Source organism: Paracrocinitomix mangrovi, assembly GCF_019740355.2.
GTDB classification, from domain to species: Bacteria; Bacteroidota; Bacteroidia; order Flavobacteriales_D; family Crocinitomicaceae; genus Paracrocinitomix; species Paracrocinitomix mangrovi.
The window spans coordinates 2,891,337-2,918,215 of record NZ_CP091819.1; the positions used below are offsets into that span (position 1 = coordinate 2,891,337).

The window sequence follows — 26,879 nt, forward strand, 5'->3', positions numbered from 1 at the left end:
TTTTTTGGAATGGCTTCAACATAAATGATAACTTTGTTACAAAGCATTTTAGATGAACATTCCCGATATAGATTTACCACGGGTTGTGGTGATTGGAGCGGGGTTTGCCGGACTAAAATTAGCCAGACAAATCGATACTCGATTCTATCAACTCGTCTTAATTGACAAAAACAATTATCACACTTTTCAGCCATTACTTTATCAAGTTGCCACGGCAGGATTAGAACCAGATTCTATTGCCTATCCCGTTAGAAAAACACTTCGAAAAAAGAAGAACATGTACTTCCGATTAACTGAAGTGAATCAAGTGAAAACACAAGAGAAAATCGTTTCCACTTCCATGGGTGAGCTGAAATATGATTATTTGATAGTTGCAACCGGAGCCACCAACAATTACTTTGGAATTGACTCTGTAGAAGAAAACGCAATGCCAATGAAAACCCTTACTGAAGCTTTGAATTTGCGAAGTAAGATGTTGCAGAATTTTGAGAACGCATTAAACATCAATGATCTTGATAAAAGACTGGAATTGATGAATGTGGTAATTGTAGGTGCCGGACCAACTGGTGTGGAATTAGCCGGAGCCATTGCAGAATTGCGCAATAGAATTTTACCAAAGGATTTTCCTGATCTGGATTTTAGACAAATGGAGATTCACCTGATAGAAGCGGCACCAAGGGTTTTAGCTGCTATGAGTAAGCAATCTTCTGAAAGAGCATACAATTATTTGAAAAAATTGGGTGTCAACATTTACACAGATATGATTGTAGAAAGCTATGATAACAATCTGGTAAAAACTAAGAGTGGCAAGGAATTTAAAACGGATACCCTTATTTGGGCTGCAGGAGTTGCGGCTGATCACCCTGATGGATTTGGAGATGACTTGAGGGCCAGAGGAAATAGATTAAAGGTGAATGAATATTTGCAGTTAACCAACAATGAAGATGTTTATGTTTTGGGTGATGCTGCATATTTGGAAACCAAAGATTTTCAGAATGGCTTACCTATGTTAGGGGCAGTTGCAATGCAGGCTGGAGCATATTTGGCCAAACAGTTTAATAGAAAGGCACGCAAGAAAAAAATTCATCCTTTCAAATATAAAGACAAGGGGAGCATGGCAACAGTGGGTAGAAACCTTGCTGTTGTTGATTTAAAAAACAGCAAACTGGGCGGAACATTTGCTTGGTTAACCTGGATGTTTGTGCACCTTATGTTGCTTGTAGGATTTAGAAACAGGGTAATTGTTTTCATTAATTGGGTATGGAACTATATCCGCTTTAATAATGGTTTAAGACTTATTGTTAGACCTTATAAAAAGAAAGAAGACGCTTCTAATTAGTGAATCAATTATTTTGAAATAATATCTTTGTCCCCAAAATCTGGAGGACTTCAAATGATCAACGGAAAAAAAGTAGCAGTCATCATGCCAGCATATAATGCAGGTAAAACATTGGAAAAAACATATAATGAAATTCCAATGGATGTTGTGGATGACGTTATTTTAACGGATGACAGAAGCTCGGACGACACCGTTGAGGTAGCCAAAAGACTAGGAATTCAACACATTGTTCAACACGAGCAAAACCGTGGATACGGCGGAAATCAAAAGTCTTGTTATAACAAAGCATTAGAGATCGGAGCGGATATCATCATCATGGTGCATCCTGATTATCAATATACTCCGCAGTTGATAACTCCCATGGTTTCTTTGATAGCCAATGATGTTTACCCGGTAGTAATTGCTTCAAGAATTCTTGGAAAAGGAGCTTTAAAAGGAGGAATGCCAAGATATAAATGGATTGCCAACAGATTTTTAACCCTCTTTCAAAATGTAATGATGGGTCAAAAATTGTCAGAATATCATACAGGTTATCGTGCATACTCAAGAAAGGTGTTGGAAGAAATACCTTACAATGAAAACTCAGAAGACTTTGTATTTGACAATCAATTTTTAGCGCAAATCCTGTACAAGGGAAATGAGGTAGCTGAAATCACATGCCCAACCAAGTATTTTGAAGAAGCTTCATCCATCAATTTTAAACGAAGTTCTGTTTATGGATTGGGAGTTATGAAGGTTTCCATGCAATATTTTTTCTCTAAATTAGGCATGAAAGCAAAGATCTTTAAGAAGCTTTAATGCGCACCTTTTTCAAAGAAATAAGCGAGTCAAAAGACTTTAGAATCCTTATCATTTTAGCTGTTGTAGCGTTTGTTCCTACACTGGGAATTGTACATCTTTTTGATTGGGACGAAATCAATTTTGCAGAGTCTGCCAGAGAAATGATGGTAACTGGTGACTACTTTAAAGTACAGGTCAATTTCACACCTTTTTGGGAAAAACCGCCTTTGTTTTTTTGGCTACAGGCGGGATCAATGCACTTATTTGGAATCAATGAATTTGCAGCCAGATTTCCCAATGCTATTGCTGGAATTATAACGATTGCTGTACTTTATTTCATAGGTAAAAAAGAAAAGAATCAACGCTTTGGTTTGATCTGGGGGTATCTGTATATGTGCAGTTTTTTACCTCAAATGTATTTTCGTTCGGGCATTATTGACCCTGTATTTAATCTCTTTATTTTCCTATCATCCTATTATCTGTTTAAAGGTTTAATGGTGGCAGATAAAAAACAAAAACATGCACTTTTAGCTGGATTGTTTTGTGGATTGGCGGTTTTAACTAAAGGTCCTGTTGGATTTTTATTGGTGCTGTTGACCTTTATCATATTTATAGCGCTTAAAAAATTCAAGGTTTTTCCGAGTTTTAAGCAAATAGGAATCTTTGCTTTAATGGTTGTAATGGTTTCTTTTTTGTGGTTTGGATTTGAAATGGTAAAGAATGGACCATGGTTCTTAATTGAATTCATTGAGTATCAAATTGACTTATTTAGCAGACCGGTTGCAGGGCACTCACAACCTTTTTATTATCATTTTGTGGTGGTTTTAATTGGAACTTTTCCGCTTTCTATTTTTGCCATCCCTTCACTGATTAAAAGAAAAAGAGAAACTGATTTGGAACGTTGGTGGACGATTTTGTTTTGGGTGGTTCTTATCCTGTTTTCTATTGTTGAAACAAAGATCATTCACTACTCGTCAATGACCTATTTGCCACTTTCATTTTTGGCGGCAACAGTAATTGAAAAATTCAACTGGAAAGAGCTCAAGAAGTACGTTAGAATTATCTATCTGTTTTTTGCTGTGATTTTTACTGCAATTTTTGTTGGATTGCCATTATTTGCTGTTTTCAGACATCACTTTTTAGATAAAATGAAAGATCCTTTTGCGGTAGAAGGATTCAAAAATCCGGATGTTGTTTGGTCAGGTTTCGAACCCATCATTGTGGTCTTTTATATTGTGGGAGTTGTGTTATTGATCCTTTACTGGAGAAAGGACCAATTGCTAAAGGGATTGCAATGGAATGCGCTTTTATTTACTGTTACTTTGAGTTTGACCACAGTTTTTGTAGTGCGAAAAATTGAAGCCCATTCTCAGGGTCCAATGATTGATTTCATGGAAGAGATTAAAGGCCAAGAAGTATATGTAGCCTGTGTTGGATTTAAAAGTTATGCCCAATATTTTTATTTCCAGCAACCTCAACATCCTAACGCCTTTACAAAAATAAGAGATGAAGTATTTGATGGTAAGCCTACATTATATACTCCTTTAGAAGCTGAGGTAAGACCGTTTTTGAAGTATGGTGATATTGATTATGATACCTATTTCATCACTAAAGTGCAGCATGTAGAATTGGATACAATCCCCCACATCAAAAAAATAGACCAAAAAGGAGGGTTTAAATTCTATAAGAGAGAGGCTGTCAAATAAGTTTACTTTCTCCTTTTAACTGTAATTGTTGGAAGATAATCACTTACATTATCCATTGCATAAGGCGCATTGAAATCTGCATCACCCGGAATGGAGGTGTACAGAACTGTTAAAAAGGGTTGATCCCTGACATTATCAATATATTCTACGGATACAAATAATTCCTTGAATTTTAAATTGATCGGAAAAGTAAGTCCCGCAGGGGCATTTTGAAGTAAATCTTCTCCCGGATAATTAAAAGAAGGATTCAGTGTGTCACCATATAATGACAACATATCTGGCCCACTGGCCTGAGAAAATCTTCCGGTAGAAACGTAAGTATCATTAATTTTTATCCAGGCTTCATAAATAAAACCATTAGGCAAAGTAGGGATGGTCAATCCTGGGGCAGTTCCATTAATGTCAGTAACCCACCAAATACCACTGTATTCATGAGTTGTACCTACAGCATTTGTTACGGTAGCAGTTATATAAATACCCTCAGCTGAAGAAAAATTATTGTTCAGTGCTGAATTATCGGCAACAGTCAAAACAGCTTCTGCACCATCAAAAGTTCCTGCTAACATAAAAGTTGACGAGGGGGAAGTAACACTTTGGTTTGCTTCAATAGAACATCCAACAGATGATGCACTTTTAATGATGGTTGGGTCTAAATTAAATTTGTTTGAAGTCAGTGATCCGTTAGTATTTACTTGAAAGCTCCCTGCTTTGGTGTTATCATTACCAGACATTAACCAAATGCTGTAATAAAATGAGTTTTGTAAGGGTCTAAGATTATCTATCTCAATAAGAATTTCATCACTTTTAGGCTTTTTACATCCACCTAAAAAAAGTGTAATTGATAAAAATAAAAGTCCAAATATGTTGTGATACTTCATACCATTAAGTTACAAAATATAGAACGTTTAAAAAGGAGAAAGATTTGATTTGAGTAACCTATTGATTTTTTGGCCGTAAGCTAGGGCAACAACAAACCAGGAAATCATGAGATTAACAATTCTTTTTTTGCTATTGTTCCCAATATTAAGTTGGAGTAATGAGATTGACAAAGTGAATGTTTATACTGATCACGCCAAAGATGAAATTTCAATCCAAATAGAGGAGCAGGCACATGCAGTAATGGTGCAAATCATTTCAGATGACGGAGAAGTTATTTGGACCGAGCATCACAAAGAGAAGGAATTCAAATTGGATATGAGATTCTTTCCGAATGATACTTATACGATCAAGTTGAGTATTTACGACAAAACAGAATCATATTTGTTTATCAAGAAATAATATTTGAGGCCCAACCATAGAACTTGAATGCTCAAGTTCTATGTGGGAATTGAATTAGATTCTCCCGAAAGTAAGGGGGAAGGGAGAGTGATTCGCCTAGGGGATTTACTTATGTAAAAACCCTCTTATGTTTAACCGTAAAGATGATCGCATCTCAGTTCATCTCAACTGACACAAAGATAACAAAAATTAGACCAAAAACTTTTACTAAACGTTTGAGGCGAGTAAATCATCTACTACTTCTAACTCGTAAACCGTTTTAATTTCGCTGCAAGCAGCTTTCATTTGTTGCCGCCATTGATTAGCTTCTTCCGGCAAGTTGCCTCCTGAATTTGCCCATTGTTCTTTTGAGCGCCATTGAGCATAAGCAATGTATACTTCATCTTTTTCGTGATGTAATCTAGATCCTAAGCTGTTTTCGAATTGATAAATCAACTTGGTAAGTTCGACCCAGGCTTCTTTGAATTCAGCTTCTTTTCCCGGAACAACTGTAAATGAATAAATGGCTATGAACATTTTTTGCTTTTTGAAAAACATAAAATTAGTAGATAAGTTAATAGCTGAATTTCAACTTCTCGTTATTCCCCCAATATTGGTGTAAACTCAATTCTGTGGTTTTTGGTTTACAAATTTTTATTGTCAGTTCACAAATGATTTTTGAACCCCCGTGAATTCTCTGTTCAATTGAATAGAGAATTGTCGAAATTCAATTGAAAATCAACAAAATGGATTTCAAGAATTTAATAAAAGTGTTTTGTTTGCTTGTCCTTTTCAATGCATTCGTTGGATACCCTCAAGAGGTAACTGAAAATATTCGAAAACAAAGAAAAATTGGTATAGAAGCAAGCTTTTTAGGACCAACACAAATTACCAGTATCAATTTTAATTATTCAATCACACATAATATTAATATTGAAGTTGGAGGAGGTATGATTGGGGTATATGGAGGAGGAAAATTCTTTTTCGGAAAGAAAGATAAATCTTGGTATTGGGCGCCATATCTCGGGGCAATGTATGCATACAATCACAATCTGGTCATTTCTGGTGAAAAAAATACATTCAGTATGCTTTATGCACCTGTTGGGATTCAATATTTGGGAAAGAAAGGATTCACTTTTGCTGGAGAAGTTGCGTATGTAAGTAGTTTGGAGATAAATACAAATATCTGGGGAGCAATAAGGTTTGGATATCATTTTTAGATTAGCAGACGAATTCAACTGCTAATTTTTAGTTTATTGATGCAAACTAATTGGTAGTGTTTTAATCATTGAATTTCAACTTCTTGCAATTTTTTATGATATTTACTGAAAACCCAACATCATGAAAAAGCTTATTCTACTTTTTATTCTATTAATTTCCATTAATTCATTTAGTCAAGTTTTTGATACTCTTTTGCCAAATGCAGGAGGTTATTGGGGAATGAAATTTTGGGTATATGACGGCTGGTCTTTAAGTGGCAAGATATATTCTAATGGAAGCTATGAAATTTATAATACTGAATTAGACGTAGACGGAAATACATGGAATTATGCAAATATCAATGGAACTTCAGGTTTGATTAGAAGTGATTCAGGGAAGGTGATTTTTAGAAATCATTATGGTCCAAATTGGTTGTTAGATTCGGATTATCAAGATACCCTAGAACATGTTTTGTATGATTTCAATATGCTAGTGGATGATACTGCCTATTTTGATCAGGGATGGCCAATAACAGTTGAAAGCATTGGCACTGCTAACGTACTGGGAGTAACTAAAAATGCTTGGTTTTTAAGTAACAATGATACTATTGTTCAAGGTTTGGGTAGTATGCAAGGTTTAATGAGGCCTTTCAAATCAACTTTTGAATCCGGTCAAATTATGTGCTCTTTTATAGGAACTTTTATTGACACTGTAAACCAGGACACAGTTACGCTAACTTATGACAATCCATCTACTTGTGAAACACTTGATTTACCAAACTTGGAAGAATCAATATCTATTAAATACTTGCCTGCTTTAGCTACTCTCAGTGTGCAAAATGCTGCCAATTTAACGGCTAAATTATATGGTATAGATGGCAAATTAATAGGGAGTTTTTTAATCCAAAATGCTAACTATAATTATTCCATGGATAATTTTAATTCAGGCATCTACATCCTCCAAATTGGTGATAGCTACAGCCAACAGTTTGTGAAATATTAATTCGCTAAACGGAAGATATTCAACGTGTTAAAAAATTTCGGATATTAAACATAAAGCCAAATCATATGAAAAAGTTGCTCATAATAATTTTTTCACTTTTCTCATTTCTGAGTTTAGCTCAAAACGACATTTGGTTTCCCAACAAAGGAGGTGTTTGGTCAATGAAAACCTCCTATGGATATCCAGATAGTTTTTGGGGCGAATACAGTGTTGAACTTTCTGATTCTGCCTTTATTTTCCATAACGACACCAGCTGGTATTACTGTGATTATGGAGGGATATATATAGATTCTGGTCGTGTGTTTTTCAAAGCAATTTGGGGAATTCAAGGAGGACTTAATGTTTTTGTTTCTCCTCCTGGACCATCTGATACTATTACTAAAAAATTGTATGATTTTAATTTAAATGTGGGTGACACAGCATATATTGGGACATATGGGACTCACATTGTTGGCTCAATAGACACCACCAATATACTTGGAGTTCCTAGAAAAACACTCCATCTGTTTAATGGATCAAATGAACACGACACATGGATTGAAGGTTTAGGAAGTTTACACGGATTCTTTTTCCCATGGGCGCATTTATTTGAGGCCAGTTGTGATTTATGTTTTTTTACTGGGAATTTCACAGATTCTCTTGGAAATGACTATACGCTAACTTATGACAATCCATCTACTTGTGAAACACTTGATTTACCAAAGTTGGAAGAATCAATATCTATTAAATACTTGCCTGCTTTAGCTGCTCTCAGTGTGCAAAATGCTGCCAATTTAAAGGCTAAATTATATGGTATTGACGGCAAATTAATAGGGAGTTTTTTAATCCAAAATGCTAACTATAATTATCCAATGGATAATTTTAATTCAGGTATCTACATCCTCCAAATTGGTGATAGCTACAGCCAAAAGTTTGTGAAAATCTGATAAAATACCTTTTACAAAACGAGTAATTTTAACCTTAAATTTTTGGAAGAATTGGTGACAACGTCAATGAAATATATTCCTGATGACAGTTGAAGTTCAAAATAATTGGTATTGTTAATGTTGTCCTCTCTTAATATTAAGGTTCCTAGAGTATTCAAAACTTCTATTCGATTTATTTTTTGAAAATCTACCAGTTCTACAACAAAGTTTCCAAAAGTTGGATTTGGGAATACTTTAACCTGATATTGATTTATTTCATTTTCTCCGAGTCCTTGAAAAGCTATACATTCAGAGGTATCAACACATCCTTCATAGTATAAAACTACAGCATAATTACCGTTTTGTATAGGTAAATAAAATTGATCAGTTGCACCGGATAGAACTGTGCTATCCTTACATTCTATCCATTGATAGGAATTTGCAATAAAATTTGCCATTAAGGTATCTTCGATAATATCTACAGCTGTATCGATACTATGCAAAACCAGATTGATATTTATAATACTGTCACATCCGGCGGTATTAGTTATTGTATCTTGATAAAATCCACTTGTAGAAACAGAATAATTACCAGATGGTAAATCGAAATTATCGGCGCAAATGGTCGTATCAATATAGCTTTCTGACTGCGTTAAGATATCCAATGTTATTTCTAATAAACTATCACAGCCATATATATTAGTAAGAGTATCTTCATAATTACCACTTGTAAAATAAGTTTCATCACCAGAAGGCACCGTAAAATGATTACACGCCGTTTCTGAAATTGTTGTGACTTGATGTGGACTTATTACAACGTCAACAGTAATGATACTATCACAGCCAGACGAATTTGGAATTGTATCCTGGTAGACACCACTAAAAAAGTAAGTTTCATCACCAGAAGGCACGGTATATGAATAGCAAGCTATAGAACTGATATTTGAGTATGAATTTGTAATGTTTAAATTAACAGTTATTAAACTATCACAACCGTTTGACCCAATTAACGTGTCAGTATAGGTTCCACTTGAAAAATATGTTTCGTCACCAGAAGGAACTGTATAAGAACTACAATTGGTTATATTTAAAATTGATGTATTGACTGAGTTAACTGCAATATTTATTGGGCCTACTAGTAATTGTGGTTCTCCGCAAACCCCAGTTGAACTCAGATAAAGTGTCATAGAATCTATGGGGGTTATCCAAATTGTATCAGATTCACTTTTTTGGATAACGACAGCATTAGTGTCTGAATCCAATAGTAACCATGAATCTGAGTCATTTAAATTTCCATGAATAATTATACTCACACTATCACCTGAACAAGCTGAAAAATTTGGTACATCAATAGAGTCTATATTACTAGTTGAGAAAATACCCGTGCAGTTATAAATATTTATAAGGTGTATGCTGGCGTTATTATTAGAAAAATTACCCGGTAAAATTTCTGAAATCAAAGGAGACGGATTGGCATCTAAAAATTTATTAAAATCACCAGCAATTAAAAGACCGCTAGAATCTATTGGCACAATTACTTCCCCAAAAGAGGAATGATCGCTGTAATAAGCATTTACCCAATTGAAATGACCACTTGTATCCAAATTTAGAAGGTATGTGTCATGATGAAGTAGTTGATTTGCGTCTGCGTTTAAAATATGAGTGTTCATTGAATCCGGATCAAAATCTAGATATCCAGAAAATGCTCCGGTAACTATAATATTGCTATTTACAATCTCAATATCCATTGCTATATCACCTAATTCATAAATGCTAAAGTTGCCAGAATCTGAGCCAAAACCATGTAGCCATTTTGATTGCCCATTTACATTCATTTTATGAATATAAAAATCCCAAGATCCATGAAAACTACTAGTTAAAGTATCAACACCATCAAATACTTCTACGTTTTGGTCGATATATTTTCCAATAGCGTAGATATTTTCAGAAGAATCAATGGCAACCTTCATTCCATTATTCGCTCCTCCATATGCACAATTTCCCCAAATAGTATTTCCCGCTGAATCAATTTTTAAAGTTAAGGAGTTTTCACCTTCACTTAAAATCCATTGGGTCGTCAAATCGGGGTTAATATCAATAGAGTCATTAAACCAACCTGTCACAAAAATATTAGAGTTATGGTCTACCAAAACCCCTTCAAATCCATCATCTTCACTAAACCCATCATAGCTTTTTGCCCAAACAAAGTTTCCAGAGTCATTTAATTTTAAGATGAACGGGTCTTCTTCAAATACTGAAGTCATATTACTTACACCAATACCTGGATCAAAGTCTACTGTATTCCAATACTGTCCTACTAAATAAATATCATTCGTAAGACTAATTGATATATCTAGTGTCTTTTCAAATACACCTAGACTGCCAAAGTTTCTTGCCCAAATTAAATTTCCATCTGTGTCAAATTTTAAAATAAAGGTATTAGGCGGATCGTTTTGATTACTCCCAGCTGTCATTAAAACTTGGCCTATTCCAGGATCAAAATCAACCGTCCCGTAGAAGGCTCCGTATATAATTACTTCATCATTTTGATTAATTTCTAGACCATTACTTGATTCATTATAAATACTGCCAAAAGTCTTTACCCAAAGAAAATTACCAAGAGGATCCAATTTTAATAAAAAAGCATCATGAAATCCATTTGAAATAACGTTGAAAGTGTTTGGACCAGGATCAAAATCAGAGTTTCCAGAGAATCTTCCAGATATATATATGTTTCCTTGACTATCAACATCTACACCTCCAATTCTATCATCACTTTGATTGCTTCCAATAGCTTTTGCCCAATTAGTGTTTTGAGAAAAAATCGTGAGCTGAGTAAGATTGAAGACAAATAAGAATAATAAACGCTTCATTGTTTCAAATGACGAAATTTATTACAAAACAACTTTTTCAATAAATACTTCTCATAATTCCTTGAAAATATTGAAATTCTAATTTTTTTTGAATTAAATGAACAATTATGTTTTCCAAGAAATTTTCCTTGATCTGAGACTATTTGCCATTTTACCAAAAATGAACTAAGCATGAAGAGAAAGTGAAGAAATTTCATAGTTTAAGTTTTGGATTACACAAACGTAAGTAATTTTCTTTTCAATTAGAATCAATTAATAGTGTTTCCCAACAAAATCCTTAATTTTGCTGCTTCATTTTAGCAAAAAGAAATGGCAAATAAATATCCAGAATACAAAGGGTTAAACTTACCAAACGTAGCAAAAAAGGTTTTAGACAAGTGGGAGGCTGAAAAGATCTTTGAAAAAAGTATCTCTCAAAAAGAGGGGAATCCTGCTTTTGTGTTTACAGAAGGACCTCCTTCAGCTAACGGATTACCTGGGATTCACCACGTAATGGCAAGAACCATTAAGGATATTTTTTGTCGTTATAAAACCTTAGCAGGTTTTCAGGTAAAACGTAAAGCCGGTTGGGATACACATGGTTTGCCGGTTGAGCTAAAAGTGGAAAAAGAACTAGGCATCACAAAAGAGGATATCGGTAAAAAAATCTCTGTTGATGATTATAATAAAGCTTGTCGTGAGGCAGTAATGCGTTACACTGATGAGTGGGAGAAATTAACGACTCAAATGGGTTATTGGGTGGATATGGATGATCCGTACATCACTTATGATCCTAAATACATGGAGTCTGTTTGGTGGTTGTTAGGACAAATCTATGATAAAGGTTTGATGTATAAAGGATACACTATCCAACCGTATTCACCAAAAGCCGGAACAGGTTTAAGTTCGCATGAAATTAACCAACCGGGATGCTATCGTGATGTAAAAGACACCACTTGTGTGGCACAGTTTAAGGTGAAAGCAGGAGAATCGGTTCCTTTTTCGAATGCTAAAATTGATCAACTATACATTTTAGCCTGGACCACTACTCCTTGGACATTGCCTTCAAATACTGCCTTGACAGTAGGGCCAAAAATCGAGTATGTTTTGGTTCAAACATGGAACCAGTATACACATGAGCCTATTCAAGTTATTCTAGCCAAGAATTTAGTATCTAAACAATTTGGTAAAAAGTTTGAATTAGCTGAGGATGCTAATACAATGTCTTACAATCAGGGAGATAAAAAAATCCCTTATGCTATTGTTGGTGAATGTTTGGGTTCAGATCTTGTTGGCATCCACTATGAGCAATTGTTGGATTACGTTCAACCTTACGAAAATGCTGATCAAGCTTTTAGAGTAATTCCTGGTGATTTTGTTACTACTGAAGATGGTACCGGTATCGTGCATACAGCTCCAACTTTTGGTGCGGATGATGCACAGGTAGCCAAAGAAGCCGGAGTACCAGGGATGTTGATTTTAGATGAAAACGGAAACCCTGTTCCACTAGTTGATTTGCAAGGAAGATTCAGAAAAGAATTGGCAGATCCTGTTTTTGGTTTAGGAGGAGAATATGTAAAAGCTGAGTATCTAGAAGAAGGAGAAGAAGAAGTTGAATTGGCTAAACAAAGAGAGCTATTGAAAGACATCATTGCTGATTTGAAAAGCTATCTTTCTGTTGATGAACGTATCACTTTGAAATTAAAGATTGAAAACAAGGCCTTTAATATTGAAAAATACACTCACTCCTATCCACATTGTTGGAGAACAGATAAACCGGTATTGTATTATCCTTTAGATTCTTGGTTTATTAAAGTAACTGAGAACAGAGAGAAACTGGTTGAGTTGAATAAAAAGATCAACTGGAAACCAAAATCTACCGGAGAAGGAAGATTTGGAAACTGGTTAGAAACTGCAAACGACTGGAACTTATCCAGATCAAGATATTGGGGAATTCCAATTCCTGTTTGGACCTCAGAAGATAAGACGGAGCAAATCTGTATTTCATCTGTTGAACAGTTAAAAGCTGAGGTAGATAAGGCAGTTGCAGCCGGTTTAATGGATAAAAATCCTTGGGCAGACTTTGTTCCGGGTGACTATTCAAAAGAGAATTATGCCAAGATTGATTTGCATAAAAACTATGTAGATGAAATGATTTTGGTATCACCAACGGGTCAACCAATGAAGCGTGAAGCAGATTTGATTGACGTTTGGTTCGATTCAGGATCGGCGCCATTTGCACAGCAACATTATCCATTTGAAAACAAAGAATTGATTGACAATGGAGTGGAAGCCTGGAAAAACGGAACAGCTCCAAAAGGACCATCTGCTTTTCCTACAGATTACATTGCTGAAGGTGTGGATCAAACAAGAGGATGGTTCTATACACAGCACGTTATTGCTGCCTTGGTATTTGATACCGTTTCGTACAAAAATGTAATCTCTAACGGATTGGTACTAGACAAAAACGGACAAAAAATGTCCAAGCGTTTAGGAAATGCCGTTGATCCATTTGAAACTTTGGGAACCTATGGAGCAGATCCTACCAGATGGTACATGATCACCAATGCTCAACCTTGGGATAACTTAAAGTTTGATGAAGAAGGAATTGTAGAAGTACAAAGAAAGTTCTTTGGAACATTATACAACACCTATTCATTCTTTTCATTGTATGCTAACATTGACGAATTCAGTTATGCTGAGGCGGATATAGATTATGCAAAACGTCCTGAAATGGATCGTTGGATTTTGTCTAAGCTAAATACCATGATCAAAGAGGTTCATGCGGCTTATGAAGATTATGAACCAACTAAGGCAGGAAGATTAATTCAAGCCTTTGTTTCAGACGAATTGTCTAATTGGTATGTACGTTTGTGTAGAAGACGTTTCTGGAAAGGAGATTACTCTGAAGATAAAATCTCTGCTTATCAAACTTTGTATCAATGTTTGGAAACGGTTGCGGTTTTAGGATCTCCAATTGCTCCTTTTTATATGGATCAGTTGTTTACAGATTTAAATTCAGTTTGCAACAGACACAATGCAGAATCTGTTCATTTAGTGGATTTTCCTAAATCAGATGCGGCACAAATAGACGAGGATTTAGAGGAGAAAATGGATATAGCTCAAAAAGTATCCTCAATGGTATTGAGTTTAAGAAAACGTGAGCAAATCAAGGTGCGTCAGCCATTGCAAAAGATCATGGTGCCTATTTTGGATAAAGATTTTGCAAGAAGATTAGAGGATGTTAAAGACATCATTTTATCTGAAGTAAATATCAAAGAAATTGAGTTGTTAGAAGATACGGAAGGGGTGATCAACAAAAAGATCAAACCTAACTTCAAATCTATTGGTCCTAAATACGGCAAGCAAATGAAACAAATTGCTGCTATGGTCAATGGCTGGGGATCAGATGACATTTCAAATGTTGAAGCCAATAATGGATGGAAAGGTGATTTGGATGGAGAAGCCATTGAATTAGATATGGACGACTTCGAAATCACTACTGATGACATTCCTGGATGGTTAGTAGCATCTGAAGGTAGAATCACAGTTGCCTTGGATATCACTTTGTCAGATGAATTAAAATCTGAAGGTATTGCACGTGAATTGGTCAACAGAATCCAGAATTACAGAAAAGATTCAGGCTTGGAAGTGATGGATAGAATCAAATTGACTTTTGATGCTAATGATGTGGTAAAATCGGCTATTGAAAACAATGCGGATTACATCAAATCTGAAGTGTTGGCATTAGATATTCAGTTTGGATCATTGAATGACAATGATGGTGTTTTAGCAGACTTAGAAGAAGGAGATACCAGAATTGGATTAGTGAAGGGTTAAGTTATTTTCAATTCAATCATATTAACATTAATCTTCTGATTTATTTCAAAAATCACGGTGCTACAAGAGGTTGGATAAAATTTATCTAAAACTTTTAGATAAAGACTAAGTGTTTATACGTAGATAACCATTTACTAAAAAATATGACCTTTTTATAAATGATTTTACCGTTCTAAAAGTTACTCAAAATAGAGGCTTATTTTCTATATAGTTTTAAGGCAAATCTAAAAACTAAAAAAGATGAAAAAGTACTTTTTATCGGTAACTGCTTTACTACTCGCAGGTTTATCGACACAAGCACAGGTCTGCACAACAGATTTGACACAAACGACTTCAAAAATGGTATATGGGGCGTTTTGGGACAATACAGGAGGTATGGATAGTCCGGCCTATTTGAGACAAGAAGGAAGCACAGTTTATATTGATGTTATTGATCATACTACCGGAAGATTATATGAAGGTGTTGGTTCAATTTCAAATTACTACTTGTCTAATGTAGAAGATAGAATTGTATCAGGTGATTTTGATGGAGATGGGGTAAGAGATGATATTGCGGTTTTATATCAAACAGGTTCTTCTTCTTGTAGAATAGATGTTTTTACAAGATGGGGAGGAACTTCTTCAGGAAGTGGATATGGATTTGATTATCATTTAAATGAATGGAGTTCTTCTGGCTATAATCCAGATAATGTGAATGGAAGGTTTGTTTCAGGATTATTTGACAATGACATTTATTATGATATCGCGGCTTTTTATGATTACGGAGGTGGTCAAACACGTATTCATGTATGGAAGTGTGGATATGGTATAAATCCGAGCTATCAGGGTTCTACCGGTTGGTGGAGTACGTATGGTTACACTGCAGGTCAAATTACAGATAGAGTTGTAACTGGTGATTTTGACAGAGATGGAAAATGGAACGATATCGCGGCTTTTTATGATTATGGATCTGGTCAAACGCGTATTCATGTTTGGGAGTCAAATAACTCAAGTTTTGTTTATCAAGGAGGAACAGGATGGTACACTTTCCCATATGGATATGATGCTTATAAAATTTCTAAGCGTGTTGTAGCAGGAGACTTTGATAGAGATGGTAAAAATGACGATATCTGTGCTTTTTACGATTATGGAGGAGGAGCTACAAGAGCTCATGTGTGGGAATCAACTGGATCTAGTTTCGCATATCCTAATGGAAATACAGGTTATTGGATGGTAACTTCAGGTTATTCTGCTTCTAGTATTAATGGAAAAATTGCATTGGTGCCACAGGGAAGTAAATTATCAGATTTGGTAGTGCTTTATAACTATGGAAGTAATACAACTAGATATCATCATTTTGAAGCTCAGAATCCATTATCTGGAAATGAGTATTTCACATATTCTCATGTGTTCTTCTGCACTAAATCAGCTGAACAACAATCTAATGAATTGACTTCTGATGAAAATATTAATGAGACACTTTCAACAAATGAGTTCAATTCAAGACCTACTAAACTTTATCCAAACCCAACTGCTGGTGAATTAAATATTGTGTTTTCTGATAAGTTCACTACAGGAAAGGTAGATATGCAATTGATGGATATGTCTGGTAAATTGATTTTATCACAACAATTTGCAGGAAATGAAACTGCTAACATTCAAATTGACATTTCAGCAATTCCTCAAGGAATGTATATGGTAAGATTAATCAATGAAAATGGAGAGCAAGAAGTTTTGAAGATTACTAAAAAGTAATTTAAATAAACTAACGTTTAATTTTAAAGTCCCTATTCACCATAATGGTGGATGGGGATTTTTTATTTTAGCATTTACGGATGCATACTAAACCTATAAAATATTGTTTCTTTCTCCTCTTGTTTTTATTTAATGTTCATTTAAATGCGCAGGAAAATAGGGGTTTGTTAATCACTCATTCAACTAAAACAAGAAATTGTTTTGTAATGGAAACATCCTTTGTAAAGGTTTTTACTGCTAGCAACTCGTATGATGGGATTCTTACCATTAAAGATTCTGCTACTATATCTGTAAAAGGCAATGACATTGCCATTTCTGACATTATAGAACTAAGAGGAAATACAGTTAGAAGAATGAAGGCTTCTAAGACACTAATTCAAACAGGAGCTGGCTTAGGATTAATGTCTGCAGGCTTTTTGATTTATGGATTAACCAAAGAAAATACTGAGGTGCTTAAAGTCGCTTTAGCAAGTGCATCTTTGGGGCTAATAGCCAGCAATGTAGGAGCTATTTTACACATTGAAAAGAAGAATTATGAAAAAGCCAAAGGCTGGAATTATCAGGTACAACAGTAACTTGAATTACTCCTCAATCTCAATAATTTCGTTCAACTTAGGAATCTCAACATTCCATCCTAATTCTGTTTCAATCATTACCCTAAACGCATTGGTTTGATGAGGTTCACCATGATTTAAAAAGATGGTTGTTGGTTCCTTTTTGAAGTTCTTTAACCAGTCAATCATTTCTTCTCTATCCCCGTGCGCCGACATGGATGAAATAGATCTAATCTCACAATTAATTGGCCTATATTGTCCAAAAAACTTTACCATTTTGGTTCCGTTTTGTAAATCTCTACCTCTTGTTCCAACAGCTTGGTAACCTACAAAAAGCAAAGTATTTTTAGAATTTTCTCCATGATTGTTGAGGTAATGAAGTATTCTTCCTCCCTCTAACATTCCACTTCCTGCCAAAATGATTTTAGGTTTTCTATCTGCTACAACAGCTTTTGATTCCTCATATCCACTGATGTATTTTACTGCACCAAACATATGATCTGCCACAAACTTTGGCAAGTTTTGAATTTCAGGATATCTGTCAAAAACCAAGGAAGACTTAACGCCCATTGGAGAGTCTAAATAAACGGGGATGTTTGGCAATTCATTTTCTTCTTTCAACTGCCAAATCAAATAAATCAATTCTTGAGTTCGCTCCACTGCAAAAGACGGAATCATCAATATTCCTCCTCTGTTGTATGTTTCGTCTATAATTTCTTTTAAAGATCTTTTTACGTTTTCAGTTTCATGGGTACGGTCTCCATATGTGGATTCTAAGACCACATAATCTGCTTCTTTGATCTTACTTGGCGGATACAATAACATTGGCTTTTTTCTACCAATATCTCCGGTAAAAACAATCACTTTATCCTCCACTTTTAGTTCAATCATTGCAGATCCTAAAATATGACCGGCATTGTGAAAACTAAATTTAATGTGATGATCAATTAACACCCATTCATTATACTCATGTGTATTGAAAAGTCCAAAGCATTTTTTTGCTTCATCTACAGTATATAAAGGCTTACAATTAAGATGTCCGCTGTAATGATGACTTTTGGCTCTTTCGGCGTCTTCTTCCTGAATTTTTGCACTATCCAGTAATATGATTTCAGTTAATTCTGCCGTTGCTGGCGTACAATAAATGGGACCATTAAATCCATTTTTTACTAAAACAGGGATATAGCCACAATGATCTAAATGGGCATGAGTTAATATAATACTGTCAATTGATTTTGGATCTACCGGAAAATCTTCCCAGTTCAAATTTCGTAGTTCCTTAAGTCCTTGAAATAACCCACAATCAATGAGTACATTTTTTTCTTTTGTGGACAGTAAAGTTTTAGAACCTGTTACAGTTCCTGCACCTCCAATGAACTGCAGTTTAAAAGCATTGGCCTTTTCCATTTCTTGCATATGTATACATCTAATTTAGCAAGAAATGTGCTCTATTTGTCGTATAATCTAACTTTATTTTCCTGTTGGGTCAGGATTGTTTTCAACCGGAATACCAAAAATTATTGTAGTATCAGAACTGATGTTAAATGTCTCTTGAAATTTAATTATCTCACCATTGTAAAGCACTTTAAATTCGCATGCACAAGCTCCTGTTCTTAGTGAAACTTTAAAGTCGCCTTGCGCATTTTTAGTCATTGGTCTTACTCCAGATCTATTACGTTCAATGCAATAAGCTTTAATCAAAGTTATTTTAGAACCGGCATGTGGACCCACAACTTTAGCGGTGAGCGTATTGGCCTGACTAAATCCAGTGAAGGCAATGAAAAGAGCAAAAAAGGCAATTAATTTTTTCATTTTCAACAGTTTGTTTCCCTAAATATGATCAATTATTGTACCGAAGTCAAATTAGTAGATTGTTACTTTAGTAGTTGAAACTACTTCTCCTTCACCTTTTTTATCCCATATTCTGGCATAAAGAATCACGGTTTTTCCTGTTGCATCACCACTCAGCTTAAATTCAGCAGATAAATCCAACTGTTCAGAATCAGGAGTAATAACTCCTCCATTTTCATTAAAATAGTCATCTAATGTGATGATAGGTTCTTCATTCTCATCAAAGATTTTAAGCTCCATTCCTACGAAATATTGGCGGCCAAACTTTTTAAATCCTTTGATGTTATCAAACCATAACTTAACTGCTCCTGCCGGAACCATGGCGTTATTTACTACTCTGTTTTCACTAGGAACTTCAAGGTAAACCTCACTCAATTCTACGTTTTTAGTGTCTATTGAATGATCCGGATTAGAATGCACATCAAAAGCAGCACTAGCAGATAGGTATTTATGATTTCCTACATTTTTTAAAGTAATCTCCCATTCATAGCTTCCATGATACATAGGGTATCCTACAAAAATGGGAAGTTCAAAAAATTGATTGGCATCTTTATCATCTTCAGGCAGTGTGGCTCCCTTTCCGTCGTTCACAACAACCCAACCTGTATTTAAAATTTCGTCTTTTGATTTAGTGTTACTAATTACAACTTTACATGCATAAAACTGTGTCTCATCTATTGACTCTGTTCCCTCTAAACCATTGATACGCATTTGAATCCAGGTACCATAGCGAATTCCATTTTCGGGCATATCATATTGTGGTAAGTATTGAAATACAACTCCTGTGGTGGTAAGTCCTTTTTCTTTTAGTTTGATGTTTTTGGTAAGCCAGGGAATTTCAACAAAATCATTGGAATTTTGAGCGTTAGATATGTTTAACATCAATACGAGTAAACACGTAAGTAATAATAGTTTTTTCATGGGCAATCCTTTTTAATTTGGAGTATTATAAATACAAAGTAGAATTTTCTCTAAAAGTAGACTAATATAAATATAAAGAGAAAACTGTCATGGATTGATGATTAAAATGCTCGTATTGAGTTACTTTGCCTGATAAAATTACGTTTATGAGAACCTCTACTACATTATTACCGGCATTTATGCTGGCCTTTACTTGCATTGGATACAGTCAAGTAACAATCTACGAACAAAATTTTGATACCCTTACAGTAAATCAAACTGTTGGCAATCAAGTAAATGAAATTCAACCTATTTCTGGAAATTTAGGTGGAACAGATGACGCCTTAGTTTCAGATGACCATGCTTCCAGTCCTTCAAATTCTATGAAAATCACAAATAGTAAAGATATGTACTATGATTGTGGTGGTGTTACATCCGGACATTACGCCATTGAATTCAACGCATTTATGCACGATCAAGGGTATTTTAATATCCAACATCAAAAAGAAGTGGGATGGGCATGTGATGTTTTTTTAACCAGCAGTAATACAATATTATATCAAGACAATCCGAGTACCGCTTCGGCTACAGTTGTTGGATCATATCAAAATGACGTATGGATCAATTTTAGATTTGAGATTGACATTGATAATGATGAGATTAAATTTTTTAAGGATGATACCCTATTACATACATCTGTATTTACGAACGCAACAGTTGGTGCAGGAACAAATAAGCTAGATGTTATTGATTTTTACGGATTATCAGGTGGATTTCAAGGAGTGAATTCTACCTATATGTACATTGATGATTTTCAATTTATCAATTTAGGAACTTCGGTAGGGACGAATGAAACTTTAAAAAATCAATTTGATGTTTTCCCTAATCCTGCAAATACACTTATTCAGTTAACAAATATTCCGCAAGATGCTAAGAACGTAGTTGTATATAACATAAGTGGAAAGCAAGTTTTTGAACAAACTATACTTTCCACTTCATTAAATATCAATTCCACTGATTTTGCCAAAGGTTTTTACACTGTAACCATTGAATTATCTGATGGAACCCTGGAAACCAGGAAAATTTTAATTACTCACTAGTCTTTTCATCCGGCGTTTTACCGAAACCAGAAGTCATTAACTGTAAAAATTTCTTTGGATATTTTTCTATTCCTGGGAATCCTAGTTTGATATCACGTCCTGAAGAAGGAACGTAACTTGTTCTAAAAATATAATCCCAAATGCTTAAAGAGATACCAAAGTTCATTCCGTAAGGATGCTCTTTTGGTAGATCTTTAGCGTGGTGCCAAATGTGCATTTTAGGGTTGTTAATGATGTACTTCAATGGACCATAATCCAATCCAATATTTGCATGATTTATGTGACCGATTGCAATGGCAATATAATGGATAATGAAGGCGTCACTTGGCTCCCCACCAACTAATAATAATACAACTAACGTTTTTAAAGGCTTATAGAGAATGTTCTCCATCCAGTGATATCTCAAATGAGCAGCAAATCCCATTTGTTCAACCGAGTGGTGAACTTTGTGAAAACGCCACATCCACTGATATCTGTGTAGCAGAACATGTGTAAACCATTGCACAAAATCATTCAGTATGAAAAAGATAAGCAAGCCTAACCATTTTGGCATTTCCTTTACATTGATGATAGCAATGGCATCAGTTGAATACCCCATGTTGCTCGCAAAATGCTCAACCAGTGCATAGAATCCCGTAATAAACAAGGCGAAAATGTAGAAGTTAAAGAACATAAAAAATGCATCTAACCAAAAGTCTTTTCTAATTTTCGGTTGATCTTTTCTCCAAGGAAAAGCCAGTTCAAGTGCGTATACCACTACTGATAATAGGATTAAAAACCAAAAGAAATTGGCGTACCAAGGATTGGTTTGAAAAGTTATTTCGCTCCACACATAATTTGCGTATCCCGAAAATGCTGAGGCAATTGTTTCTCCGTATGATCCTCCCATAGTTTTAAGCTTTAATGTAACTTACCAAAGATAAAATCAATGAACATTTATATTTGTAACTTTGGTCACATAAACGAAAAATAATGATCGGGAAATTAAAAGAGCAATTACAAGGTGAGCTGGCTGAAATTAAAGATGCCGGGCTTTACAAAGAAGAAAGAATTATTATTACTCCACAGGGTGCACAAGTAAAAGTTGACTCAGGTGAGGAAGTAATTATTATGTGTGCTAATAACTATTTAGGGCTTTCTTCACATCCTAAAGTAATTGAAGGAGCAAAAAAGGCTTTGGATTCTCATGGTTATGGAATGTCATCTGTAAGATTTATTTGCGGAACGCAGGATATTCACAAAACCCTGGAAAAGAAAATTGCTGATTTCCTGGGTATGGAGGACGCTATACTTTATGCTGCTGCATTTGATGCCAACGGAGGTGTATTTGAACCACTTTTTGGAGCTGAGGATGCCATTATTTCTGATGAATTAAATCACGCTTCTATTATTGATGGTGTAAGGTTGTGTAAGGCTGCCAGATACAGATATAAAAACTCTGATATGGCAGATTTGGAAGAGCAATTAAAAGCAGCTCAACAACACAGAAACAGAATCATTGTTACTGATGGAGTATTCTCAATGGATGGTTATGTAGCTAAACTCAATGAAATTTGTGATTTAGCTGAAAAATATGATGCTCTTGTAATGGTAGATGATTCACATGCTACCGGATTTATTGGTAAAACCGGAAGAGGCACGCACGAACATCACAATGTTATGGGACGTGTTGATATCATTACTTCTACTTTGGGTAAAGCATTAGGAGGTGCCATGGGAGGTTTCACTGCAGCTTCAAAAGAGGTAGTAGATATGTTGCGTCAAAGATCCAGACCATATTTATTCTCAAATTCTTTATCACCTGCAATAGTTGGTGCTGCAATTGAAGTATTTGATTTATTAAGCTCAACTACTGAATTAAGAGATACCTTAGAAGATAACACCAACTACTTTAAAGCTGGTATGAAAAGAATTGGCCTGGAAATTAGAGAAGGTGATTCTCCAATTGTGCCGGTGATGTTATATGATGCTCCTTTGGCTCAAAAATTTGCCAATAGATTGTTAGAAGAAGGTGTTTATGCTATTGGATTCTTTTATCCGGTTGTTCCTAAAGGATTGGCTAGAATTAGAGTTCAATTATCTGCAGCTCACACAAAAGAGCAATTGGATAAAGCAATTAATGCTTTTGAAAAAGTAGGTAAAGAGTTGGGCGCCATAAAGTAATCCGATATTTTTTATATCTTGTTCATTGAGTGATTGTTAAACCACTTTTGCCCAATGAACCACAAACTAATCTTAACCGCAGATGACTTTGGCGTTTATGATGAGATTGATAATGCTATCATCTCTGCTATACAACAAAAACGCCTAACAGCTGTATCTGTTATTGTTACCTTTCAAGGCTGGGAACAGCGAGTTGAAAAATTACTTGAGTTACGTCAATCATATGATTTCGGTATTGGATTGCACTTTTGCATTACCGCAGGTAAGCCTTTGGTAGCACCTCCAAATTCTCCTTTAAGACATGAAATTCAAGCTGATTATTTTCAGCTGGTGCAGAACTATAATTTCAAAGGAATTAACAAACAAGATATTGCAGAAGAATTAGAGGCCCAGATTTTAGCATTGAAAAATGTGCTCAAAGATGAACCAATCGACCATCTGAACAATCATCACAATATTGTTTATGCAATACCTGAATTTTTTGACGGATTTTTGGAAATGGCGCATAAATATATGACACCCATTCGCAGCCCTATGTCCTGGTACAGAAAGTTCAAAGGAATTCAGCAATTACCGGACTATGAAGGTGGAGAATTGTTGAGTCCTACAATGAAGAGAGGAATAAAAATTGGGATGTGGAGAAAATTGGCGCAGCAATCCTATGGAAACTTATTAATCAGAATGCATAAAGCCAACAAATTATCCGTAAGATACAGTGACGTTTTATGCGAGTACGTTTATGGTCAAACCCATCCTACTAACAACAAAGGGAAAAGTGTAATCACACATGCATTGTACCAGTTCATTGATCAGGGAATGCGCAAATCCTTAGTAGATAGCAAAGAAAACAAAGACCCTATTCCTGTTGATTATACGGGGATTCATTATGCCAATGAAAATACAATTGAAAAAGCTAAAAAAGGTCGCCGACAAAAATTCCCTGATGTAATTAGAGATTACGGTGAAAAGAGGTACACCAAAGAGTTTTCAATGGAGCTTATTTTTCATTTGGCCGAACCTTCGGCAGATTATACTAAAATGCCAGAAATGCACGGAATGAGATTGGATTTTGTGCCTTATCGGCAAGGTGAATTTAAAGCCCTTACAGATTTGAATCTGGAGTATTATATTGATCTGATGCAATTACAATTAATACCTTATCAACGCCTATGAACATTGACATCAACATATTTTTACAAGTCACTTTTGTATTGCTCATTTTAAGTATGATCAATGAGAAGATTGTGAACTTTATTAAACTTAGTTTTCCTGATAATGTGTTCAAGAGAATCTTTAATCGCAAAAGGCACTTATCAAGTTCAGCTTCAGCAGAAGAGTTTATGTCTGTTGAGGAAAATAAAAAATTGCGAGAAGTTCAGGTATTATCTTTACTGATAGGGTTTGGGCTTGCATTTATCTGCAGAGCAAACTTGTTTTTAATTTATGATGAAACTTTTGATTTGGGATGGTCTCAAATTGATTGGAGCAAATACGGCTGGAAAATGGCTGTTTCAGATTTTGTTGGCTGCGGATTAACCGGCGCATTTTTAAGTTTGGGATCCAAATTCTTTCATGATTTGCTCGATTTATTGTTAGAGGTAAAACATTTAAAAAGAAAACTTACCAATAGAGAAGTGGTAAATGAATTGCCAAATATTGAAGCAGTAGATGATTACATTGCCAAAATAGAGCCCTATGTAATTGCACAAAAAGTTTCTGAAAATTTGAGTAACAATCCTATCGTTCAAAAATTTGAGTATTCAGAGGTAGATGAATCTGTAGACGTTTATCTTCAAAATGTTACGGAAGAAGAGGCTGAGAAATTGCAAAGAATCATGAATATAGAAATGCCGGACAAATCAAATAAGAGTATAATTTTGAATTATATTTTGATTTAAATGGAACTATATAACAAAGTAATCAGTACCTACGAATCGCATGCAAATGCTGAATTGGCGGGGCCAATGAAGGCTTACATGAAAAATAATTTTGAATTCTATGGAATTAAATCTCCACTGAGAAAAGAAATTAGTAAGCCATTGATGAATCAATCTAAATCACTTTCTGCGGATGAAGTGTTTGAGTTGGTAAAAATGCTGTGGGAGCGTCCCCAAAGAGAACTACAATATTTCGCCTTGGAATTGTTTTTAAAGCATAAAAAGGCCATAAAAGAGGAAGAAGATATTGAATTTTTACAATGGATGGCAGTTAATGGTTCATGGTGGGATACTATTGATTCAATAGCTCCAAAATTGATGAAAGTTTACTTTGACAAGTTTCCTGATAACCGAAATAAAAAAGTTGATGAATGGGTAGGGTCAGGCAACATCTGGTTGCAGAGATGTGCTATTTTAATTCACCTCAAACAAAAAGAGAATGTAGATCTGCCTTATATGTTTGAAACCATTTTAAGACTCAATGACACCAATGAGTTTTTTGTCAATAAAGCTATTGGTTGGGTATTGAGAGAAAATGCTAAACATCAAGCTGACCCTATACTGCAATTTGTGGATCAACACAAGGCTGAACTATCAAATTTATCTGTAAGAGAAGCACTAAAACATTTTTAGTTAGTTTTTATTTTCTTTTTTGATTTGGTGATGTTGAATCCAACACTCACACCTACCATTGCACCTCCTTTTTGAGAGGAGTGAAATACATTAACAGGTATGTTTAATGATCCTGAAGAAAAAGTACGTCCAAATGCCATGATCCAACGTGTGCTGAACTTTACATCTCCTCTCACATCCTGAAAAGGTTCCATTTTATATCCGTATTCTTCATACGCATCTGATGCATAACCTTCTGCAAAAAGATCTTTTTCTGTCCAGTATAAATTGGCGTCACCAAATACCGCTTGTTTATCAAAAAAACCATAAGATTCTTTTGTTAAACCGAAACTAGGACCAAAGGCAAATTCCCAACCTGCTCGTCCAAATCTGAATCCATTCATTACTGCTAAAGATGGCACAAATTGTCCCTGTTCTAATCCCAAAAACATTGGTAAAAATTCAAATAGTGCAGAGAATTTTTCAGTACCAACATATTGCACTTCAAACTGGTATCCAATAACGGATAGCATAGGAACTATATCTAAACCTCCTCTGTTCTCAGAACGCGTCATAAATTCATTCAATGAACCATAAGCGTATGCCATTCCAATTCTTGGTCCGGAATTTCGCACTCTATCATAATTGGTAGAGGTAATAACTTCATTTTTAAACTCCAGCCTTTTTACTAATTCAGGATCATTTTCTACATCATGCATGTTTTTGATGACAATACCTATCATTCTTTGAAGTTCAACTTCATTGTCTTCAAATTCCTTAGTAGCTGTTTTGATGATGCTTTTCTGTTTTACATCCAACATCTTTAAAGTCACCACAATCTTATCAGAGATTTTATCAATACTACCGGATACGATAAAATCAACACTTAAAAGTTGTCCAAAATCTAATAAGCAGTCCTTAGCAAAACAGTCATCAAATTGTTCAACATTGTCAATTTCAAGCATATCAAATTCATCTAAAACAGAGTACTTTTCTAGCTTTATAAATTCAAGGCGAACCAGTTTTGAAGCCATGCTGGGATCAGCATAAACTTTGTATGTATTGATTTTCCCTATCGCAATTGATTGAGCGAAAATTGTTGTGTTCAAAAGCGAAAACAGTATTAGTGCCAATAATTTTTTCATGA

At 35.0% G+C, this 26,879-nt stretch carries 23 protein-coding genes; 15 read left to right on the forward strand and 8 right to left on the reverse strand.

Annotated elements, in window-relative coordinates; all coding sequences use genetic code 11:
* Positions 1–52 precede the first annotated feature (52 nt).
* Genes K6119_RS13240 through K6119_RS13250 form a run of 3 tightly spaced genes read left to right on the forward strand, consistent with a single transcriptional unit; the run spans position 53 to position 3,825 of the window.
* On the forward strand, positions 53–1,339 hold the full coding sequence (locus tag K6119_RS13240; RefSeq protein ID WP_221832439.1) for an NAD(P)/FAD-dependent oxidoreductase: 1,287 nt from the start codon (positions 53–55) through the stop codon (positions 1,337–1,339).
* A 54-nt stretch (positions 1,340–1,393) separates the two neighbouring features.
* Positions 1,394–2,137, forward strand: coding sequence for a glycosyltransferase family 2 protein (locus K6119_RS13245; RefSeq protein WP_221832441.1), 744 nt, complete (start codon positions 1,394–1,396; stop codon positions 2,135–2,137).
* Positions 2,137–3,825: an ArnT family glycosyltransferase gene (locus K6119_RS13250; protein ID WP_221832443.1), complete on the forward strand. Its 1,689-nt coding sequence runs from the start codon at positions 2,137–2,139 to the stop codon at positions 3,823–3,825. The genes K6119_RS13245 and K6119_RS13250 overlap by 1 nt, the downstream gene beginning before the upstream one ends.
* 2 nt (positions 3,826–3,827) lie before the next feature.
* Here the strand turns inward: K6119_RS13250 and K6119_RS13255 are convergent, their stop codons facing one another.
* Entirely contained in the window at positions 3,828–4,703 is an 876-nt protein-coding gene (locus K6119_RS13255; RefSeq protein ID WP_221832445.1) for a hypothetical protein, read from the reverse strand.
* 106 nt (positions 4,704–4,809) lie between these two features.
* On the opposite strand from K6119_RS13255, the gene K6119_RS13260 reads away from it, so the two are divergent.
* A complete protein-coding gene (locus K6119_RS13260) occupies positions 4,810–5,103 on the forward strand; it encodes a hypothetical protein (RefSeq protein ID WP_221832447.1) in 294 nt (97 codons plus the stop codon).
* Between the two features lie 207 nt (positions 5,104–5,310).
* On the opposite strand, the gene K6119_RS13265 is transcribed toward K6119_RS13260, so the two are convergent.
* On the reverse strand, positions 5,311–5,619 hold the full coding sequence (locus K6119_RS13265) for an antibiotic biosynthesis monooxygenase family protein (protein ID WP_221832448.1): 309 nt from the start codon (positions 5,617–5,619) through the stop codon (positions 5,311–5,313).
* A gap of 209 nt (positions 5,620–5,828) precedes the next feature.
* Between K6119_RS13265 and K6119_RS13270 the strand changes: the two genes are divergently transcribed.
* The 3 genes from K6119_RS13270 (at position 5,829) to K6119_RS13280 (ending at position 8,210) form a co-directional block, all read left to right on the forward strand.
* Positions 5,829–6,302, forward strand: coding sequence for a hypothetical protein (locus tag K6119_RS13270; protein ID WP_221832449.1), 474 nt, complete (start codon positions 5,829–5,831; stop codon positions 6,300–6,302).
* Positions 6,303–6,423: 121 nt separating this feature from the next.
* Entirely contained in the window at positions 6,424–7,284 is an 861-nt protein-coding gene (locus K6119_RS13275; RefSeq protein ID WP_221832450.1) for a T9SS type A sorting domain-containing protein, read from the forward strand.
* A gap of 65 nt (positions 7,285–7,349) precedes the next feature.
* Entirely contained in the window at positions 7,350–8,210 is an 861-nt protein-coding gene (locus tag K6119_RS13280) for a T9SS type A sorting domain-containing protein (RefSeq protein WP_221832451.1), read from the forward strand.
* An 11-nt stretch (positions 8,211–8,221) separates the two neighbouring features.
* On the opposite strand, the gene K6119_RS13285 is transcribed toward K6119_RS13280, so the two are convergent.
* Positions 8,222–11,062, reverse strand: a complete 2,841-nt coding sequence (locus K6119_RS13285; RefSeq protein ID WP_221832452.1) for a T9SS type A sorting domain-containing protein — start codon at positions 11,060–11,062, stop codon at positions 8,222–8,224.
* 309 nt (positions 11,063–11,371) lie between these two features.
* Here K6119_RS13285 and ileS point away from each other — a divergent pair, with 309 nt between their 5' ends.
* The 3 genes from ileS to K6119_RS13300 all read left to right on the forward strand — a co-directional run bounded on the left by ileS (position 11,372) and on the right by K6119_RS13300 (position 17,190).
* A complete protein-coding gene (ileS, locus tag K6119_RS13290) occupies positions 11,372–14,881 on the forward strand; it encodes an isoleucine--tRNA ligase (protein ID WP_221832453.1) in 3,510 nt (1,169 codons plus the stop codon).
* Between the two features lie 240 nt (positions 14,882–15,121).
* Positions 15,122–16,615, forward strand: coding sequence for a T9SS type A sorting domain-containing protein (locus tag K6119_RS13295; RefSeq protein WP_221832454.1), 1,494 nt, complete (start codon positions 15,122–15,124; stop codon positions 16,613–16,615).
* A gap of 206 nt (positions 16,616–16,821) precedes the next feature.
* Complete coding sequence (locus tag K6119_RS13300) at positions 16,822–17,190, forward strand: hypothetical protein (protein WP_221832456.1); 369 nt, start codon at positions 16,822–16,824, stop codon at positions 17,188–17,190.
* A 6-nt stretch (positions 17,191–17,196) separates the two neighbouring features.
* Here K6119_RS13300 and K6119_RS13305 read toward each other — a convergent pair whose 3' ends face one another.
* Genes K6119_RS13305 through K6119_RS13315 form a run of 3 tightly spaced genes read right to left on the reverse strand, consistent with a single transcriptional unit; the run spans position 17,197 to position 19,941 of the window.
* Positions 17,197–18,585, reverse strand: a complete 1,389-nt coding sequence (locus K6119_RS13305) for an MBL fold metallo-hydrolase RNA specificity domain-containing protein (RefSeq protein WP_221832458.1) — start codon at positions 18,583–18,585, stop codon at positions 17,197–17,199.
* A 54-nt stretch (positions 18,586–18,639) separates the two neighbouring features.
* On the reverse strand, positions 18,640–18,981 hold the full coding sequence (locus K6119_RS13310) for a hypothetical protein (RefSeq protein ID WP_221832460.1): 342 nt from the start codon (positions 18,979–18,981) through the stop codon (positions 18,640–18,642).
* 51 nt (positions 18,982–19,032) lie between these two features.
* On the reverse strand, positions 19,033–19,941 hold the full coding sequence (locus K6119_RS13315) for a hypothetical protein (RefSeq protein ID WP_221832462.1): 909 nt from the start codon (positions 19,939–19,941) through the stop codon (positions 19,033–19,035).
* A 146-nt stretch (positions 19,942–20,087) separates the two neighbouring features.
* Here K6119_RS13315 and K6119_RS13320 point away from each other — a divergent pair, with 146 nt between their 5' ends.
* Positions 20,088–21,020, forward strand: coding sequence for a T9SS type A sorting domain-containing protein (locus tag K6119_RS13320; RefSeq protein ID WP_221832464.1), 933 nt, complete (start codon positions 20,088–20,090; stop codon positions 21,018–21,020).
* Here K6119_RS13320 and K6119_RS13325 read toward each other — a convergent pair.
* On the reverse strand, positions 21,010–21,909 hold the full coding sequence (locus tag K6119_RS13325) for a sterol desaturase family protein (protein ID WP_221832466.1): 900 nt from the start codon (positions 21,907–21,909) through the stop codon (positions 21,010–21,012). The two genes, K6119_RS13320 and K6119_RS13325, sit on opposite strands and share 11 nt — an antisense overlap.
* 83 nt (positions 21,910–21,992) lie before the next feature.
* Between K6119_RS13325 and kbl the strand changes: the two genes are divergently transcribed.
* From kbl to K6119_RS13345, 4 genes are read left to right on the forward strand one after another with little or no spacing between them, the layout of a single operon-like run.
* On the forward strand, positions 21,993–23,183 hold the full coding sequence (gene kbl, locus K6119_RS13330) for a glycine C-acetyltransferase (protein WP_221832468.1): 1,191 nt from the start codon (positions 21,993–21,995) through the stop codon (positions 23,181–23,183).
* A gap of 54 nt (positions 23,184–23,237) precedes the next feature.
* Positions 23,238–24,356 (forward strand): ChbG/HpnK family deacetylase, encoded by a 1,119-nt coding sequence (locus K6119_RS13335; RefSeq protein WP_221832470.1) that lies wholly within the window; start codon positions 23,238–23,240, stop codon positions 24,354–24,356.
* On the forward strand, positions 24,353–25,081 hold the full coding sequence (locus K6119_RS13340; protein WP_221832472.1) for a hypothetical protein: 729 nt from the start codon (positions 24,353–24,355) through the stop codon (positions 25,079–25,081). Before K6119_RS13335 ends, K6119_RS13340 begins: the two co-directional genes overlap by 4 nt.
* Positions 25,082–25,753: a DNA alkylation repair protein gene (locus K6119_RS13345; RefSeq protein WP_221832474.1), complete on the forward strand. Its 672-nt coding sequence runs from the start codon at positions 25,082–25,084 to the stop codon at positions 25,751–25,753. It begins immediately after the preceding gene.
* Here the strand turns inward: K6119_RS13345 and K6119_RS13350 are convergent.
* On the reverse strand, positions 25,750–26,877 hold the full coding sequence (locus K6119_RS13350) for a hypothetical protein (RefSeq protein WP_221832476.1): 1,128 nt from the start codon (positions 26,875–26,877) through the stop codon (positions 25,750–25,752). The two genes, K6119_RS13345 and K6119_RS13350, sit on opposite strands and share 4 nt — an antisense overlap.
* Positions 26,878–26,879 lie beyond the last annotated feature (2 nt).

Bases quoted from the DNA above. Each gene is read 5' to 3' on its own strand.
- K6119_RS13240 (WP_221832439.1), top strand. From the start codon at position 53: ATGAACATTCCCGATATAGATTTACCACGGGTTGTGGTGATTGGAGCG.
- K6119_RS13245 (WP_221832441.1), top strand. From the start codon at position 1,394: ATGATCAACGGAAAAAAAGTAGCAGTCATCATGCCAGCATATAATGCA.
- K6119_RS13250 (WP_221832443.1), top strand. From the start codon at position 2,137: ATGCGCACCTTTTTCAAAGAAATAAGCGAGTCAAAAGACTTTAGAATC.
- K6119_RS13255 (WP_221832445.1), bottom strand. From the start codon at position 4,703: ATGAAGTATCACAACATATTTGGACTTTTATTTTTATCAATTACACTT.
- K6119_RS13260 (WP_221832447.1), top strand. From the start codon at position 4,810: ATGAGATTAACAATTCTTTTTTTGCTATTGTTCCCAATATTAAGTTGG.
- K6119_RS13265 (WP_221832448.1), bottom strand. From the start codon at position 5,619: ATGTTCATAGCCATTTATTCATTTACAGTTGTTCCGGGAAAAGAAGCT.
- K6119_RS13270 (WP_221832449.1), top strand. From the start codon at position 5,829: ATGGATTTCAAGAATTTAATAAAAGTGTTTTGTTTGCTTGTCCTTTTC.
- K6119_RS13275 (WP_221832450.1), top strand. From the start codon at position 6,424: ATGAAAAAGCTTATTCTACTTTTTATTCTATTAATTTCCATTAATTCA.
- K6119_RS13280 (WP_221832451.1), top strand. From the start codon at position 7,350: ATGAAAAAGTTGCTCATAATAATTTTTTCACTTTTCTCATTTCTGAGT.
- K6119_RS13285 (WP_221832452.1), bottom strand. From the start codon at position 11,062: ATGAAGCGTTTATTATTCTTATTTGTCTTCAATCTTACTCAGCTCACG.
- ileS (WP_221832453.1), top strand. From the start codon at position 11,372: ATGGCAAATAAATATCCAGAATACAAAGGGTTAAACTTACCAAACGTA.
- K6119_RS13295 (WP_221832454.1), top strand. From the start codon at position 15,122: ATGAAAAAGTACTTTTTATCGGTAACTGCTTTACTACTCGCAGGTTTA.
- K6119_RS13300 (WP_221832456.1), top strand. From the start codon at position 16,822: ATGGAAACATCCTTTGTAAAGGTTTTTACTGCTAGCAACTCGTATGAT.
- K6119_RS13305 (WP_221832458.1), bottom strand. From the start codon at position 18,585: ATGCAAGAAATGGAAAAGGCCAATGCTTTTAAACTGCAGTTCATTGGA.
- K6119_RS13310 (WP_221832460.1), bottom strand. From the start codon at position 18,981: ATGAAAAAATTAATTGCCTTTTTTGCTCTTTTCATTGCCTTCACTGGA.
- K6119_RS13315 (WP_221832462.1), bottom strand. From the start codon at position 19,941: ATGAAAAAACTATTATTACTTACGTGTTTACTCGTATTGATGTTAAAC.
- K6119_RS13320 (WP_221832464.1), top strand. From the start codon at position 20,088: ATGAGAACCTCTACTACATTATTACCGGCATTTATGCTGGCCTTTACT.
- K6119_RS13325 (WP_221832466.1), bottom strand. From the start codon at position 21,909: ATGGGAGGATCATACGGAGAAACAATTGCCTCAGCATTTTCGGGATAC.
- kbl (WP_221832468.1), top strand. From the start codon at position 21,993: ATGATCGGGAAATTAAAAGAGCAATTACAAGGTGAGCTGGCTGAAATT.
- K6119_RS13335 (WP_221832470.1), top strand. From the start codon at position 23,238: ATGAACCACAAACTAATCTTAACCGCAGATGACTTTGGCGTTTATGAT.
- K6119_RS13340 (WP_221832472.1), top strand. From the start codon at position 24,353: ATGAACATTGACATCAACATATTTTTACAAGTCACTTTTGTATTGCTC.
- K6119_RS13345 (WP_221832474.1), top strand. From the start codon at position 25,082: ATGGAACTATATAACAAAGTAATCAGTACCTACGAATCGCATGCAAAT.
- K6119_RS13350 (WP_221832476.1), bottom strand. From the start codon at position 26,877: ATGAAAAAATTATTGGCACTAATACTGTTTTCGCTTTTGAACACAACA.